This window comes from Variovorax sp. efr-133-TYG-130 (genome assembly GCF_030208835.1).
Taxonomy (GTDB): Bacteria; Pseudomonadota; Gammaproteobacteria; order Burkholderiales; family Burkholderiaceae_C; genus Variovorax.
In genome coordinates this window covers 1-15,790 of sequence record NZ_JARVTD010000050.1, presented here as the reverse complement: position 1 = coordinate 15,790, position 15,790 = coordinate 1, and the positions used below count along the sequence as shown (strand labels likewise).

13 protein-coding genes are annotated in these 15,790 nt (G+C 61.0%); 5 read left to right on the top strand and 8 right to left on the bottom strand.

Features of this window, described 5'->3' with window-relative positions; translation table 11 throughout:
* Nucleotides 1–296: 296 nt before the first annotated feature.
* Complete coding sequence (locus QRN67_RS32520) at nt 297–509, bottom strand: helix-turn-helix domain-containing protein (protein WP_093082309.1); 213 nt, start codon at nt 507–509, stop codon at nt 297–299.
* A gap of 205 nt (nt 510–714) precedes the next feature.
* Here QRN67_RS32520 and QRN67_RS32515 point away from each other — a divergent pair, with 205 nt between their 5' ends.
* The 4 genes from QRN67_RS32515 (at nt 715) to QRN67_RS32500 (ending at nt 4,200) form a co-directional block, all read left to right on the top strand.
* Nucleotides 715–1,287 carry a helix-turn-helix domain-containing protein gene (locus QRN67_RS32515; protein ID WP_285415146.1) on the top strand — a complete coding sequence of 191 codons (573 nt, stop codon included), beginning with the start codon at nt 715–717 and terminating at the stop codon, nt 1,285–1,287.
* Between the two features lie 362 nt (nt 1,288–1,649).
* A complete protein-coding gene (locus QRN67_RS32510) occupies nt 1,650–2,231 on the top strand; it encodes a hypothetical protein (protein ID WP_285415144.1) in 582 nt (193 codons plus the stop codon).
* A gap of 55 nt (nt 2,232–2,286) precedes the next feature.
* Entirely contained in the window at nt 2,287–3,330 is a 1,044-nt protein-coding gene (locus QRN67_RS32505; RefSeq protein ID WP_285415149.1) for a relaxase/mobilization nuclease domain-containing protein, read from the top strand.
* Between the two features lie 618 nt (nt 3,331–3,948).
* Entirely contained in the window at nt 3,949–4,200 is a 252-nt protein-coding gene (locus QRN67_RS32500) for a helix-turn-helix transcriptional regulator (protein ID WP_285415142.1), read from the top strand.
* A gap of 304 nt (nt 4,201–4,504) precedes the next feature.
* On the opposite strand, the gene QRN67_RS32495 is transcribed toward QRN67_RS32500, so the two are convergent.
* The 6 genes from QRN67_RS32495 to QRN67_RS32470 all read right to left on the bottom strand — a co-directional run bounded on the left by QRN67_RS32495 (nt 4,505) and on the right by QRN67_RS32470 (nt 12,990).
* Nucleotides 4,505–7,753, bottom strand: a complete 3,249-nt coding sequence (locus QRN67_RS32495) for a UvrD-helicase domain-containing protein (RefSeq protein WP_285415140.1) — start codon at nt 7,751–7,753, stop codon at nt 4,505–4,507.
* The gene (locus QRN67_RS32490) at nt 7,750–10,398 is read right to left on the bottom strand and encodes a PD-(D/E)XK nuclease family protein (RefSeq protein ID WP_285415138.1); all 2,649 of its coding nucleotides are present in this window, start codon (nt 10,396–10,398) and stop codon (nt 7,750–7,752) included. Before QRN67_RS32490 ends, QRN67_RS32495 begins: the two co-directional genes overlap by 4 nt.
* A gap of 363 nt (nt 10,399–10,761) precedes the next feature.
* Nucleotides 10,762–11,259 (bottom strand): ubiquitination-like system serine protease family protein, encoded by a 498-nt coding sequence (locus QRN67_RS32485; RefSeq protein ID WP_285415136.1) that lies wholly within the window; start codon nt 11,257–11,259, stop codon nt 10,762–10,764.
* Nucleotides 11,259–12,548 (bottom strand): ThiF family adenylyltransferase, encoded by a 1,290-nt coding sequence (locus QRN67_RS32480; protein ID WP_285415134.1) that lies wholly within the window; start codon nt 12,546–12,548, stop codon nt 11,259–11,261. The genes QRN67_RS32485 and QRN67_RS32480 overlap by 1 nt, the downstream gene beginning before the upstream one ends.
* The gene (locus tag QRN67_RS32475; protein ID WP_285415132.1) at nt 12,523–12,804 is read right to left on the bottom strand and encodes a multiubiquitin domain-containing protein; all 282 of its coding nucleotides are present in this window, start codon (nt 12,802–12,804) and stop codon (nt 12,523–12,525) included. Before QRN67_RS32475 ends, QRN67_RS32480 begins: the two co-directional genes overlap by 26 nt.
* Nucleotides 12,805–12,813: 9 nt before the next feature.
* A complete protein-coding gene (locus QRN67_RS32470) occupies nt 12,814–12,990 on the bottom strand; it encodes a hypothetical protein (RefSeq protein WP_285415130.1) in 177 nt (58 codons plus the stop codon).
* Between the two features lie 106 nt (nt 12,991–13,096).
* On the opposite strand from QRN67_RS32470, the gene QRN67_RS32465 reads away from it, so the two are divergent.
* Nucleotides 13,097–14,023, top strand: coding sequence for a WYL domain-containing protein (locus QRN67_RS32465; protein WP_285415129.1), 927 nt, complete (start codon nt 13,097–13,099; stop codon nt 14,021–14,023).
* Between the two features lie 809 nt (nt 14,024–14,832).
* On the opposite strand, the gene QRN67_RS32460 is transcribed toward QRN67_RS32465, so the two are convergent.
* On the bottom strand, nt 14,833–15,588 hold the full coding sequence (locus QRN67_RS32460) for a hypothetical protein (RefSeq protein ID WP_285415127.1): 756 nt from the start codon (nt 15,586–15,588) through the stop codon (nt 14,833–14,835).
* Nucleotides 15,589–15,790 lie beyond the last annotated feature (202 nt).

Here is a 15,790-nt window from a genome sequence, read left to right as displayed (position 1 = left end):
AGATTTAGATGGAAATCACCGGGCCAAGTGGGTCACTTCTGGATGGAAATCAACATTGCGCATTCCACATGTTCGGCATGCCGAACGTTCAGGGGAGCTGTTCGGCAGCTGCGAGTGACTGGGGATTCTCAATTTGTTGGCTGCAAATTCCGAACAGCAGAGACGGTCATGCTGAATCGGATGGTGGGCTGCCGATTACCGTGTCGTTGCAAAAATCGGGAACGGTTCAGATGCTGATCGTGGACCGGACGGGAAGCGCCTTTGCTTGGCCATGCGCAGCGGATAGACCCGCCTGACTATATGCCGGCAAACAATTCACTCAATGGCATTCCTAGCGCGGTTGCGAAAGTCTGCAGTGCATCAAGCGACGGGTTTGCTCCGCCTGTCTCCACCCTGCTCATATAGGTGCGCGCGAAACCGCATCGATCGGCGAAGGCCTCTTGGCTCATGCCGGTAGCGATCCGCAGCATGCGGATGCGCTCCCCAAATCGATGACGCACAGACTTCATGTGCCACGGATAGTCACTTCATGTGATCTAATGGTGAACACACTAATCGTGACATCTGGCGAAGCATCAGCAGATAAATGCATCGTCGCTGCCAGCGAAACTCCATATGACGCGTCACCAAGCTCCCTCACCCCTGCCGACGGCCCGGCGCCTGCGGCTGCCAAGCTCGATCACACGCGTCCGAGCGAGGCAACCAACACCTGTCGTGCGCAGTCCGTCAGCGGCGCGCATCGGCGCGCAGGTGAGGACGCTTCGCATAGCCGCTGATCTGTCTGGCGGCGCGTTGGCGCAAGGCTCGGGGATTTCTTCCTCGATGCTCTCGCGCATCGAGCGCGGTTTGGTCTCGCCTTCGGTGGAGACCCTGGAGCGCCTCGCGCAGGGCCTGCACGTGCCGATGTCGCGCTTCTTCAGTGATCAGGCGCGCCGCACGGACTTCTGCCACGTGCGCGCGGGGTGCGGTGTCCTCGTCGACCGCATCGGCGCGGTGGCGGACTACCGCTACGAACTGCTGGGCCACCTGCTGTCGGGCAATCTGTTCGTTGAGCCGTACCTGGTCACGCTGCTGCCCGGAGCCAATCCTTACGTGACCTTCCAGCACCCGGGCTTGAAGTTCCTGTACTTCCTTTCCGGGGATGTCAGCTACCGCTATGGTGCCAAGGTGGTCGAGGTGAGGGCAGGGGACTCGCTACTGTTTGAGGCGACTGCGCTGCACGGCATCGACGCCATTCACTCGAGGCCGGTTTCCTACCTCTCGGTGGTTTTCACGCTGCGCGAATAGGCTGCTCGCGGCGGCACCGTCAGGCTGTGGAGCGAGGCGGCCACCCAGTCGATTGATCGCTCGTGCACCGGCTATACGTCGCAATCCCCTTTCTCCCTCCTTGCATAGGTGTTCGGCATGCCGAATACCGAGGAAGCCTCGAACGGCTATCGACAGTGCAGGTCTTCCTGTTCGATGAAGGAGTAGGAAATTTGTGTTGTGACCGTGTGGATGCTTTGGGGTCGTGGGATGGATGACTGAGCGCCGGCAGTGTGGAAGTGGCAGTTGCAGGACGACACTGGAACTTCGAGGGCTGAGTCCTTGTGCGGCTGTGAGGGCAGGATAGACTGACGTCAGACATTGTTTACTGCAACGGCGTTGCAATGACCAAGACCTCTCTATCGAGCCGCGTGATAGCCACCCGGGTGCCGCCCGAAACGAGGGCACGCTTCGCCGCGCTGGCGGCGCGGCATCATCTCAGCGCGTCGACTCTGCTCGCGAAGATGGTCGACGAGGTGCTCAAGACCAACGGCGACATTTCGCCGGGCTCGGATGGACGGCGCTCCCTGCGCGAAACTGAACGCGGCATTGGCGAGCCTGATCGCATCACGCTGCGGCTTCGCAAGGGCGATAGAGCGCTGGCGGCGCATCGAGCCCATTCCCGTGGAATGAAGACAGGCAGCTACTTGGCCCTGCTGATCCACAACCACGTGCGTGACGCCGCAGTGTTGCCCCCGAACGAAGTGGATCAGATCAAAGTGACCAATGCTCAGTTGGCGTCGCTGGGACGGCAGCTTCGAACGTTCGGCATGCCGAACACTCAGGCCGCGCCGGTGGCACCGGACCTGGGAGAAGCCATCGCGACGGTCCGGCGGGAAGTCGAGGCCGCACGTGAAGCCACGGCAGCTGTCGTGCGCCGCAACCTCATCAGCTGGGAGACCGGCGGCAGGAGTTCTCATGTCTGAACATATAGCGCGCGCAGGCCGAAGCAGCCGCGGCCCCGCCGGTGCGCCGCGCGACATGGCGCTGGACATCGTGAGCTACGGTCGGCGAGGACCGGTCGGCACGCTGCGCCTCGGCGCCGACCAGATTGCGCAGATCCAGCGCACGGTGGGGCGCACGCCCGAGGTGATGGTGAAGGTCTCCGGCGGCGGACGGGACGTCGGCGGCGTCGAGGCCCACCTGCGTTACATCGGCCGGCACGGCAAGCTGCCGATCGAAACCGATGAGGGGCTGGCGCAGCAGGGACGAGGCGCTCCCAAGGAGATCACGGCCGACTGGCAGCTTGAGCTTTGCAGAAGCCAGTACAAGCCGAAACCCGCTACGGGGCAGAAAGACACGCGTGCGAAGTTGGTCCACAACATCGTCCTGTCCATGCCCGCCGGCACGCCACCGGAAAAAGTACTGGCTGCGTCGCGCGTGTTCGCACGCGAGAACTTCGCGCTGCAGTATCGCTACGCCATGGTGCTGCACACCGATCAGCCGCATCCGCATGTGCATCTGGTGGTCAAGTGCGAGCACGAGTTCGAGCCTCGCAAGCGCCTCTACATCCGCAAGGACACGTTGCGCCAGTGGCGCGAGCAGTTCGCCGCGCTGATGCGTGAGCAGGGCGTGGCGGCCAATGCCACACCGCGCCAAGTGCGAGGGCAGACTCGCAAGCCGTACAGGGATGCGATTCATCATCGGCTTCGCGCGCTTCGGGCATTCGGGCCACTGCCGCCCGGCGACCGGTCCAAGCGTCGGCCGCCGAAGACCTCGACCTTCATGCGCGCGAAGCTGGACAACGTGCTCCGGGCGTTACGGACAAAGCGAGGCACACTGGATGCCGGCAAAGAGACCATGCAGCGCACGCGGCAGGAGGTGGTGGCGGGCTGGCACGCAGTTACGGATGCGCTTCGAAGTCAGGGCCAAGCCGAGTTGGCTGACCAGGTGGAGCGTTTCGTCGCGCGCATGCCGGCGGTGCAGACTGATGCACAACGAATCGCGGATCGATGGAGTGAGACGGAGAGAAGTCGAGCACCGGAGCGCGCGGATGCCAAGTCGTCTGGGCCACGTGTCCGATGATGGTGAGTCGTCGAGCCATAGCGGGTCGCGACCCAGTGGTGGATGTGCCGTCGAGCGCGGGGCGGTCAATTGCATGCCGAATGGGAATCGTATGGAACGCGTGCGAATAATGCGTTGCCCGGGCTTATTGAGCACCTCCCTAGTCGATATCGTCTTTGCGTCGAGTGACCCTGGACGTTCTCGAAGCAATTGCGCGCAGTGTGGTGAGCTTGGATGCCTGCTTCTCGTCCGCGTATCGCTGCGATTGGCCGGGCGGTGATTTGGCTCACACACAACAGCGACGTATGTCGTTTCAGCGATCTACTGCAGAGTTGCCGCATTGATACCGCGACGGTGTTGCCGTCTGAGCATGCTAGTGAGTTCGCCCGGGCCAGGGCGTTGGCTCCTGTCAAAATTGCCAGTTGTCAGAAGCTGTGAGTCGTCGCACGCTCCGCGCAAAACCGTGCGGAAGACGAGTCTAGGGGGCGCTGGGGTGGGCTGCGATTGTCGGGGCGGGTCCGGATGGCAACGCTGCTCTGCTTCTGGTGCAGGTTCGGCTTCTGTCCAGGGTCTTCAAGTCGGAATTTCACCGTCGGTAAGCCGCGACTTAAAGGCTCGATCCAACTTCAAGGAGTTGTCATGCAATTCGAACCCCATGCCAATCGCCGCCATGTCGATCTGTCGAGTCCGACGGGCCCCGCGTTTTTTCGCATGGCCGACGTGATACGCATCACCGCGCTGAGCCGCGCCACCTTGTATCGCAGGATTGCTGGAGGCAAGTTTCCTCCTCCTGTGCATTTGGGCGGACGCGCCTGTGGATGGCCGCGTGGGGCGCTTCAGCGCTGGATCGATGATCCGGAGGGGTATTCGAACATCTCACGGCTTGATTGATCTCAGCCGAGGCTCACTACCCGATGGCCAAACGCGGCTGCTGCTGGGTCAAGCGGTTCTTTGGACTCTCGAGATGGGTGTCCACCATAGACTGGTTGCTGCCTCTCGGTTTGGGGGCTCAAATGACTGCCGCTGTCGGGAGCGGTCATTGAACAGGCCGGCGACCGTCTCCCATCAAGTTCAAAGGGGAAAAATGGGAATCCAAGGGCACGGTATCCCAGAGAGCAGACTATGCAAAAACCCGTGCCAAAGTGTTGGCCGCTAGCACTCATCCGGTGGGCCGGAAATGAAGGCAGCAAGCCACTCAGCCCTCAACGATACGGACCGCCTGCGCCGAAACCGGCAGAAACAGCCATCGCTCAAGAACCGGCTCACCCGAAGCAACCTCAATTGCCTGGGCATACTCAGCCAACTGACCGCCGTGAGTTAATGCCAGCCTGTCATCTGCACCCACGCCCCTTGGGTCCGACTTGTGGTCAAACAGAATCTGGCCGCCGTCGACACTCAACAGCAAATCAATCTGGCCGCGAGCGATGGAGCCGTCTGCGCGCTTCGCTTCGAAGGGGACTTCCGCTATCGCCTCCGCTTCTGGCCATTTGGCCTTCCACCAGTGCGAAAAGGCTATCACCTGGTCCAAGGCAGCCTGCGGATCAATCGCGTTGCCGACATCCCACCGCTTGAGAATCTCGGTGACCTCTTCGAGCCCGACCGCGAGATCGGGGTCCGCGGTCGCGCAGGCGATGCAATTGTGCAAAGCTGAACCGAGGAGAGTGAAGTCGGTATGAGGGCGGACTGCAATGCGCGAGCCGATGGTCTCAATGGCGCCCACCCGATAGCCACCTACGTGCACAGCGCTCGGCCTGACCCAAAGCGGCGGATGCCCCACTGGAGCGCGAGATGGGTAGAAGCGCTGCGCTTCCCGGAGTCTTTCTGGCGGGGCAGCTTGAGTCTTGGCGACTTCCCAATGCATAGCCGCGCACACTATCTGCACGCCATCGATGGCTCGCGTGATCGTGCCTGGCCAGAAGGTGTTGGCCGCCTTCGCCTCATACAGCCAATCAAGAGGCGGTTCACCGCCGTTGCTGCCAGGCTTTGAGACGAGAATGACTTGATCACGGGCCCGCGTCAAGCTCACGTAGAGCAAACGCCTGTTCTCTTGCAGCGCGGCATCTGCCATGGCTTGGCCAGTTGGACTAGCTTCAGCGGCGGCCGCTTCGTCCACGCTCTTGGACGCACCATATGGATACGGCCAGTAGTGCAAAAACCGAGCGGCCAGCGGCGCGGATGCGTCAAACTCCCTGTCCGTCTTGGCCCGCACCTGCCAGAGGTCGGTTCGGCACGCATGGTCCAGTCCAACGACCACCACGACGGGCCATTCAAGGCCCTTGGAGCCGTGAAAGGTCATGACCTCAACGGCCCCATGACTCGCAGCCGCTCGACCGTCCTTGGCATCGGCATCCAGTTTTTGAAGCCAGAGTAGGAGGCCGTTCAGTGTGCCCGGCTGTCCCGAGCTGAGGCATTCCTCCTCATATTGCCGCCCTAACGACAAGAGCTTCTCCACATTAGCTATGCGGACCTGGGCGGCTCGTTTATCGACTGCCCAGCTATGGCAAAGGCTCGCGATGCCAGACTCAGCTTTGGCCAAGCGCAGCGCCTCAAACGGCGTCAACGACAGCAGCGTGTCCCGCAAGCTATCAAGACGAGTCAGCAGGGCGAGAGCCCCTTCACCTGCGACCTTCCACGAACTCAGCCGCGGCTCCCATGCTCCCTGCTCGTTGCGCTTTGCTCCCGCAAGGAAAGTCAGCCGGTCGTGAAGCCACTGCTCCGGCTCCAACGCCTGAGTCAGCCCAGTGATGACCGCAGACGCCACGGTATCGCCGGGATCGTGAAGACGCCGAAGGCAAGCAACCACCAACTGCGCCTCTGCTGTCGCCAGCAGACCAGGCCGTTCTGCAGCAACTGGAATACCCCATCGACCAAGCGCCCCCACAACGCTCCTGATGGTCGGGTTGGTCCGGCACAGGACAGCAACGTCGCTCGCCTGAATGCGTCTAAGTGACTTGGTTTCCTTGTCGAATACCTGCGTCTCGCTCTGTAGCAGCTGTGCCAAGGCCGGACCAAGCCCTGTGACATCCAATACCCTTTTCCCAGGGGGAGTCTCAAACGTCCAGGTTTGCAGATCGATACTGCCGGCAATGGCATCTCTGACGGGTGTCAGAGCAACATCTGCGGCGGGAGTTGGATCGAAGGCAGCAACGAAAGCCTCGTTGGAAAGCTTGACGAGGGCCGGCGTAGCGCGCCAAGAATCTGCCAACGCGGCGCCCACCTTCCCACCCCAGCCCTCCACCGAGTCGAGTACCTGCTGAATGAGCGTTGAGTCGGTGCCCCGGAATCCGTAGATGGCCTGCTTCCTGTCGCCAACCCAGACGGACGACTTCGCCAGTTTCGCGAGCGCGATGAAGATAGCCAGCTGGAGCGGGTTGGTATCTTGAAACTCGTCGACCAGGACCAAGTCCAGTTCTTCGCGCAAAGCCTGCTGCATCACCTCGCTATGCTCGAGGCCGCGAAGCAGGAGGACCTCCTGGTCGGTGAAGTCGACGACTCCCATTTCACGCTTGGCCTGTTCAAATGCAGCCAGTCCGCGGCTGGCTATGCCGAACATCAGGTCAAGGTAGAGCCGCACATCAGCGTGAAACTGTGGGTGTGAGCCGTGCCGCCTCGCCGTGTTCTGTAGCGCTTCGACTACCGGCCGTTGCGGGGCCCCAGCATTCAGCTTCGCTAAGGCCGCCCAAGAACTCCATGGCAGACGTCCTTCCCGAAGCTGCTGTTGAATGTCGCGGCATCTATTGAACGCCTTCCGAAGTACGTCCGTCGGCTTTCCCTTGTTCAAAGCAGCCTCAAGCTGTGGGATCAATTGCGCAAGCTCGGCATCTAGCGACTCCGAGAGGCCGTCAACAGTCGCCGGCCAGCATGACAGCATGGCGTCCGCGTTCCTGGCTCCCATGGCGGCCAACTGTTCTGGCGACAAGTTGTTCTCACGGGCGGCTGCCATCAGCTCGCGCTGCGTCTTGGCAATAGCCTTCTCAAGCTTCTGCTCTCGACCGCCTTTTGAGGTGAAATCCCCTTGGCCGATATCCAAGCGGCGGGCGACTTCGATGAGGCTCCGAATCTCACCGGGCGTTTGGGCGCTCTCTAGAGCGATGCGGGCAATCCGCGAGGTCTGCTGTTCATCCAGGATCTGCTGGTCGGGCGAGACACCGAGCTCAAAACAGAAACGTTGTATGAGCTGTCCGCACACGCTGTTGATGGTGCCGATTCGGGCTTGGCCGATGGCCGCGGCCATGTCAAGATTTCCCTTCTTTAACAGGGTAGCGCGGGCGCGCTCGCGAAGTTCTGTCGCCGCCTTAACGGTGAAAGTTGTGGCCAGCACTGCGGAAGCGCGAGCGGTCTTGTCCTCGAGCCTACTGGCCAGAAGGTGCGTAAGGTGGTAAGTCTTGCCGCTGCCTGCGCCCGCACGCACGAACTCGATATTCATCTTGCCGGCTTCGTTCACGCTTCGCTCCCGGATTGACCAAACAGTCGAATGAAGTCGACATGCCAGGGACCTAGCGGTCTGATGGGCAGCCCGCCATCTGGCGGCGCTGATGCCGGAGCCTCCAATCCGTCAGCGAAGACATCCACCTCGCCTGCCTGCCATTGCAGGACGCGCCATTCCCACATCACCCGCGCACCTTGGATGAGCCGAGCCACCGTCTGGCCCTCGCTAGGAACGATGACCCACGCTTTTTCGCCGAACACGTTCGGCGTCAGAGTTGAGAGATTGCCATCCAGGAAGGTGAAGTAGCCCACAGCCACTGGCGCTTGTCCGGTCTCAGCCTCGACCATGTGCGAATAGAGCGCGAGCTGAAGGAACTCGCCGTCTTCCAGCATGTCTCGATAGCGCCCTGAGCGCGCCCACTTCAGATCGAGGGCCGCTGTGGATCCATCGCCCAGATGCAGCAGCAAATCAGTATCGCCGGTCAGCTCAAGCGCACCAAGCAGCCCCTTGAGGGGCCGCTCCGCCTCTACCTTCCGGACGCCAGCAGCGGTCAGGAAGTGCAGCAACGCCACGATGCCGCCGAGAGCAGCGGTTTTGAACTGGGTCAGCTGAACCGAACTTCCCGGAGCCAGTAGCGGCATGCCTTCGCGCCGCAGCAGTTCATCAACTGTCGGACCAAACCAGTCGGACACTTGCTTTTCGCTCCAACCAAGCGCGGCGGGCTCATCCAGCAGTAGTTGAACGAGTCGATGGGCGAGTGTTCCCAGCAATCGATTGTCTTGCTCCGGTGCCACCGTGTTGCAACCGCGTAGATTGGCTGCGTCCTGAAGGATCGCCAATGCGGGGTTGTTGAATGCGACGTCAAGCGAGGTGTACGACTGAGCAGCCCTGCGGGTCGGCGCGGGAAACGCCGCTCTCCACGGCGCTGCAACGTCAAACTTCCAGGCTGCCCGCGTCATTGCCAACTCGCGGGCCTCGATGTTCACCTTTCCGGTGTCATCGTGCTCCAGAGCTCCAGGGGAGATCGTTGGAGCAAGCACCTTCACAAGTTGCCACGCCGGATGCAGTTCGGTACCTTCAGGTGGCAGAACAAGGACCAAGCGCGTGCGCGCTGCGAGGATAGGCCTTATCCAAAGTGACATCATTGCAGCCATCTCTGCTGCAGGATCCAGCAGCAGCACACCGGCAGACCGCAAAGCCTCCAGCTCCGCCTGCAGCCACGGATGTGCAGTTGGGAGTTTTGGGGGGCCTGGCATCCACCAAACTACTTCGTCGGCCGATTCCGCGGCGCAGGCAGCCACTGAGGATGCGGTCGGCACACAGCCGATCTGGGCGACCGCGAGGGTGTTAGTCGCATCAGAGGTCGCTTGGGCGATCAGCTGCTCAAGCAGCCTGGGCTTGACTAGGTCATTAGAACCGGTCCGAAGCTCCGAGAGGGCCTCTAGTACCGCTGAACACTGCGCAATCCCGGCACGCAGGTCCGCGTAGCCGGCCCCGTCTTCCCCAACCTTCACCAGTCGCGCTTGCAACGCATCACGTAGCTCGGCGGCCCGAGCGAGAGCGAGTTCAAGCGGCGCGCCAACGCGTCGGTCATAGCGCGGTTCCTCCAACCAAGCGGTCACCTTGCGGTCGTCACCCGCCTCCAGCTCTTTGCGGATCTCCTCCCTTGCGGCGGCCCAGGCGCGTCCGCCAATTCCCGGCTGTTCGGCGAACGCCCTGCCGAGACGTCGCCTGACGTCGCTCGGAAGCGGGCCTACCGGATGCATCAGAAAGTCCAAAAGGCGAACCGGCTCGATGGGGTCCCACAGGGTTTCAAGCGCGAGAGGCAGCGCCTGCAACGTGGGCCGCAGGATGCTCGACTCACTATATCCGCAGGTGGGGAAGCCGGTCGCCTTGAATGTCTCATCCAGCGAAGCGCCGGCAGCGGGCTGTTCGCATACGATCATTCGCGACACGCCACCTGCGGTGTGACACCTGTCGGCGAGCCAATGCTCGGCAACTTCGATGCTCAAAGGTCGAGTCACGACAACCGAGCCGTCTGCCCTGAAAACATCTACAGGCGCGAGGGTGGCGTCGATCGCTGCGGCCCTGCAACGCGCCTGCAGGGCGCCGAGATCACCACTTGCCTGCGGTGGTCGAGGCGGAATCACCTCAACCGGCAGTTGCTCTAGAACAGCCCTCCAGCGACTTGGGTAGGCGTGTAAGGGTTCAAGAACCAATACCTTCTCAATCGGAACCCGACGTTTGCCGAGGCGTTCAGCGACGAGCGCCAGGCGCTGCCCCTCTCCTAATTCAACTCGCCCGCCACCGGCAGCCTCGACGGCTGCCATGTCAGCGAGGCGGATCGGCCATCCATCGCGGGGTTTTCCATCCCAGCCGGCCAAAAACCACTCGTCCCGCCATCGCAGCAAAGCTGCGGCAGTGCCCATTTCATCCGCTTGCAGGCTCAGGTGATAGAAGCGCTCTTGTGTATCCGCCGCCCGCAGCGCGACTAAGTATGCTGCCGCACGCTTGGCTGCAACCGTCGTGGGCCCGCTGAGCCCGAGTTGAACCTCCAAGACGCCGAGAAACCCTGCGGCACTCAGAATCGGAGTGCCAAGATGCGAAGCTGCGCCCGGCCCGTTCCACGCGCCAGCGTGAAGGCTGAATGTAATCTTCATGTCTCCTCACTCCCTATGTTCCGACAGACTAAGCCGGCTCAGTCAATGAACGTTCTGGGTGTCCGACGCTTTGGCCAGGGCCCACGAAGGTGGCTGAGCCATCTACGATCTCCAACTGGTCCGCGTCCCCTTTTCAGGTGAGGCAGTCGTCACCAGCGCGTGCGCTGACAGCATTACTGCGCACAAATGCCTTGGTAGTGTGATCTTGCCCCATAGCGTCGGTTCGCGCCACTTTGGTCATTGAGGATGCGGCCAGCACTCGTTGCATTGCCGACATCGAGGTATGTCGGGCATAGCACGCGTTCACTCTCAACAAAGTGTCTCGGTACGCGCAAGATGATTTCGGCGAAATTCACACATCCGTCACGCGTTACTAAAGCCAAACCACCCTAGCAATCGCTTCCAGACACTCACTTTCGGAGCGTTGGCAATTGACGTGGCTCTGGCAGGCGGAGAAGCAGCGGCAGGCGAGCAAGCTTTTAGGGTACCAGCGGCATTGCGAGCACGAACAGCGTTCGTCGAAGCAACTTGCGACCGCAGTGCAACTTCATCTCGTTGCTTGACCCGTCTTATTTGATGAGCCGTCATAGCACCGGCCCAGCGCACCTGATTGCCGCGGATGACATAGTGCGAATTGCACGCGTAGTCCCAGTTGCCCACAGAGGGCCAGATCGAGACGGCGTCGCCGTCGCGGCTCAACTGCCACTCCGCCGGCGATAGTGGAAGCACCACTTCCTCCCCACATCCACAGCAGCAATTGTGTGAGCACGTTCGAAAGCGCTCACTGATGTAGAGCACGCCGTCTTCGAGGTGGTCGGGAATGAACTCGACGAAGCTCGGCTTCAGGTGCATCTGTCTCATCAGACAGCTCCCGCACAAACGGTCGTCGGTCCAGGCCCGGTCCAGCCGGCGGTCGGTTCCGTGCCGTGCCTCAGTGCGCCAAGCTCGCCTCGGGTCAGTGACTGGGTAGCCACGGTATATGTCGCTTGATGCGACCTCGCGCGGTCTTCGTAAAAGCCAAACAGCTGCTTCCACTTGATGACCGCGAGCTGCGCGTTCAGAGCGTTCAAGTCCGCCACCTGGATGTTTTGGCGATAGAGCGCGTCCGACTCGTCGTCGTCCATCGGGATGGAGCCGGCCACATGGTCGTTCTTGAACGGCGTAACGGTCGTAACTCGGCACGTTCCGTCAAGCTGCTGCGTCTCGGCATCCATGACGACGTCCATGCCGACATCGACAAACGGGATGCCCTGTGCAGCCAGGTAGCCACAGATGGTCTTGCGCGCTCGGCCCTTGTCGACGCACACGAAGACGAAATCAAAGCCCGCCAGCTCGGCTACGTTCGACTCGTCGAGAAAATAGGGATGAGGCATCAGGCCCTTACGCATCGGGCTGTAGCGCTCGACGAAATAGTCGACTTTCTTCATGTGCCTGCGAAGCTCCTGCTCGGTCGCGGCGCCCGGTGCGCGGAAGGCGTTGTGCTGCTTGAAGTCATCTCCGTCAAAGAGATGGATCTCCCACACAGGCGTCTTCGCCACTTGGTCGAAGACGTAGCCGCCCGTGCCACCGAGTCCGACAATCGCGACCTTTTGCAACTTCAGTCGGGCCGACGTGGCCACGATTTCGGCTCGCACGCTGGCTGTATCGGAGTACCGGAAGACCGAGCCTGGCTCCGAGGGTGGGATGACGCGACGGGTGCGGGCGTCAACATTCGGGTCAAGCACTTTTGCTTGGCTCTGAATGAGGGTCACATAGTGCGTGACCTTCTCAAAGTGGTCGGGGTAGCCGGTCTGGCTGTACTCCTCCGGCTTGTTCGAGAAGCGATGCTGAGACTCGCAGCCCTCGAAAACTGTGAACGGCGTCGGCTGCTCGTTGGCAACAAGCTCTGCCAACATCAGCGTGCCATCGCTGCGACACGGAAACGAGCCTGTCCACCACACCTGATGGTCATCACCTGCCGCCGTCGGCGGCAGGATGGTGTCGGCGTTCTCGACGTACTTGCAGACAACTGTGCCGCGTTCGACGATGCGGTTCGCGGTGACGTAAGGGACGGAGTACACCAGCAGGTGCTGCTGGCGCACTTCGATCTCATAGCCCTGCTCCAGCAGGGCGGCGAACCCCGAGTCAGGAGCGATTGGTCTTGCGGACACGGAATTCCATCGCGTTGTGGACGGTGGTGGACTGACCCGGGGCGAGCGTGCCGTCGTGGCCATGGATGTTGGCGAAGGCCACCGTGTACAGGATGTCGAACGGACCCTCCGGATAGGCGATGCGCACGACGTCCTCGTAGCTGATGTGCTGGTAGTGGTACGTGCGCGGCTTGCCGTTGACGAAAATTTCGTGCACTACCGGATGCGGATGCGGATGAGGCCCGGCGGCATCGAGGGGTGGCAGATGTGTGTTCATGTTGATTCCTTATTTCTTTTCGCGGCGAACGCCCTTGAAAGGCGTCGTGTCACTGGTCTTGACATCGAGGAAGCGGCCTGTGCCGGTATCCCGCTTCACGTAGTGGCCCGACGGTGTTTGCGTCTGGCTGCGCTCTCGCACAGCGCCTACGCGATGACCGTCATCTGTCTTTCCGTTCTTCGCCATGGAGTACTCCAATGTTGAGTTGTGAATGCATTAGATCATCAAATTGATGATGTTTGCATTTTATTTTGATTTCGTTGGGTGACGGTTTCGACGCTATGATGATCAGATGCCCAAAATTCCGATGCCTGCGTCGTCCCACAACACGGCGCTGCTGGCAGACCTGTCAAAAGCCCAAGTCGACCGGCTGACTTTCATCGACTTCAAGCTGTACTTCCTTGGCGAAATCCGGCGCGCAGACCTACAAAAAAGATTTCAGACCGGAGCCGCTGGTGCAACCCGCGACTTGGCGATGTACAAGGACGTTGCGCCAGAGAATCTGGAATTCGAAGGCTCCAGCAAGGTCTACCGTCCGAGTAAAGCCTTCCGTCCGGTTTTCGAACACTCAGTCCAGCGCGCCCTCACGGCACTTTCACAAGGCTTTGGTGAGATTGATGTCGACCTGAACGAGCCGCTCATTCGCTGCGACATACCGACGCCTCTGAGTGTCCCCAGCGTTGAGGTCGTTTCCGTGGTGTCGAGTGCGATCTTCCGAGGCTTGTCCATTCGGACGGCCTACGCGTCGAACACAAGCGGCGCGAGCGAGCGAGAGCTTGTTCCGTTTGCCCTTGTCAGCAACGGCCTCAGGTGGCACATCCGCGCCTTTGATCGCAAGTCGAACACTTTTCGTGACTTCATGCTCTCGCGCATGAGTAAGACGCAGCTGCTCGAAAATAGCCCCGCGCGTGCCGAGGAGAAGTTCGAGCACGATGTGCAGTGGTCACGCATCATCGAGTTGGAGTTGATGGTCCACCCCAAGGTCAAGTCGCCCGAGGTCATTGCGCAGGACTACGACATGAAGGAGGGCGTCATGCGAGTACCTGTGCGTGCGACCAACGCAGGCTATCTCTTGCGCCTATGGAACGTCGACTGTTCCCCAGACCGAAGTGCGAAAGGCAACGAGGTCATGCTGTGCCTGCGAGACCCCCTCGTCTTGCATGCCGCAGAGAGCGCCCTGCTGGCGCCTGGCTACGTCGACTCACGCCCGAAAGACTGATCCGGGCTCACCCGTTCGTTGCTTTTCCAGTCCGGTTCACGCACAAAGTGCGGCGGTTCGTCGCTGGAGGTGGTTTCGAGCGGCGTCAATTCTTCTGCGAGAAAAGCAATCGCTGCAAAGCCGACATCGCTATCAAAAAATGCGAACTAGGCTAGCGTCCTCGTCGCCGAATCGCGCAATAATCTCTCCAGACCAATCAAGTGCACTACCTGCAAATTTGCATTTGCACAGGTCTTAAATGGTCTGGTGTACCCGAAGTTGTACCCGTAGAACCGGAACAGAGACTGAAAGCAAGTGCTGGCGCGGGTTGCGAACGATTTTTCGATTCCGCCCCAGCTAGATCGCTGCCTGCGCCGAAAGCCATGCCGCCAATCCTGCCCCCTCCGGTCTCCTGGATCAATCTTTGCGTAAGGAAGTTGCCGTACATTTGCGGCACAAAAGGGTTTTCGCAAAGTGACTATGAGTCGACTGAAGGATGAGACCGGTCTATCCGCACGTCCGCGGACATCAAGCAACTGCTGAAGCTGGCGGCAGCGAGAGAACACCGCTCCGTGGCTTCCAACATCGAAATGCTCGTGCGGGCCTATGCGCAGGAGCATCAGCTTGTGGCTCGATCCGGCGGGATGGGCAATACAGGTGATCAGGCGTCGGGTGCTAGCGCGGATCGATGAACGTCGGCTCCGCTGGTCGACAAGCTAAGAGTCCACACGCTGGCTGGCGGTTGAGGCCGTTCGACGGCTGGTGAGCATCTTGGTGCGGACCCCTGTCGCGCTCGCGCAATCCACTCAATGATCTGCTTGAAGTCCTGATCAATTGCGCTCGGGATTCAGGCGCGAGAGCGCCGTCAACCACGCCGTGGTGATCTCTTGAGCACGCGAGCCTGGCGTCGTTTCGGCGCAGTCATCGATCACCAGGACGCGTAGGAGCCGTCCTGAATACAGGATGGTGGTGACCGCGTTGACTTCGCACAGTGGAGTGCTTGCGCCTGCTTCGGAGACGTTGGCGGAGCGATTCACGAGGAATGAAAAGCTCTTGAGTTTCGTCGGTACATCGAAGATTCCGGACAACTGCTGCCGGTAGTTCTCGCGCCGGAGGTCGCCGCCGCGTGCGGCGATGTTCGCGTCCTGGGCCTGCAACTCCTTTTGCGCCTCGCCGGATTTCGCGCGGAGGTCACCCAGCCTGGCGTGGGTCGCCCGGCGCAGTTGCTCAAACTCCTGCATTGTGAATAGGCCGTTCGGATGGGGCGGATCCACGCTCACCGTGATGTACGGGTAAAGGTCGGCAACCTTGCCCTGCCGAATCAGGACCAGCTTGTCCGCCGGCATGAAGCAGGTGATGAAGGTCGAGCTCTTGGGGGCCAGGGAGGCCGCGCGCTCGGCGAGCGGCCGAATTTCTTCGCAAGCCGCAGGGAACGTTGCAAGCACGGGTAGCCGCACGGTCTGCGCCCCCAATGACTTTTCGACAAAGGTTGGATCCGCTGCAGCTGCGGTGTTGATCGAAACTGCAAGCGCAGCGCTCAAGACGAATTTGAGCGCTGACGGGGGGAGAAGGCTGGGCAGGTGCATGACGAAATATAGAAGGCGTGGATCGGTTCCCCACGGTGAAGGCCCTGACCGAAGCACTTCTCACGATCCAGGCAATGGGGCGTCACTGTTCAATGGCCAGTGCCGCTGCGCTCTTTGCGCAGGAACAGGCGCGAGATCGTCCGCACCGTCTGCTCGCGCGAGGTGGCGTCGCCCGCGTGCAGTTCGGCCAGCGCGCCGTGCA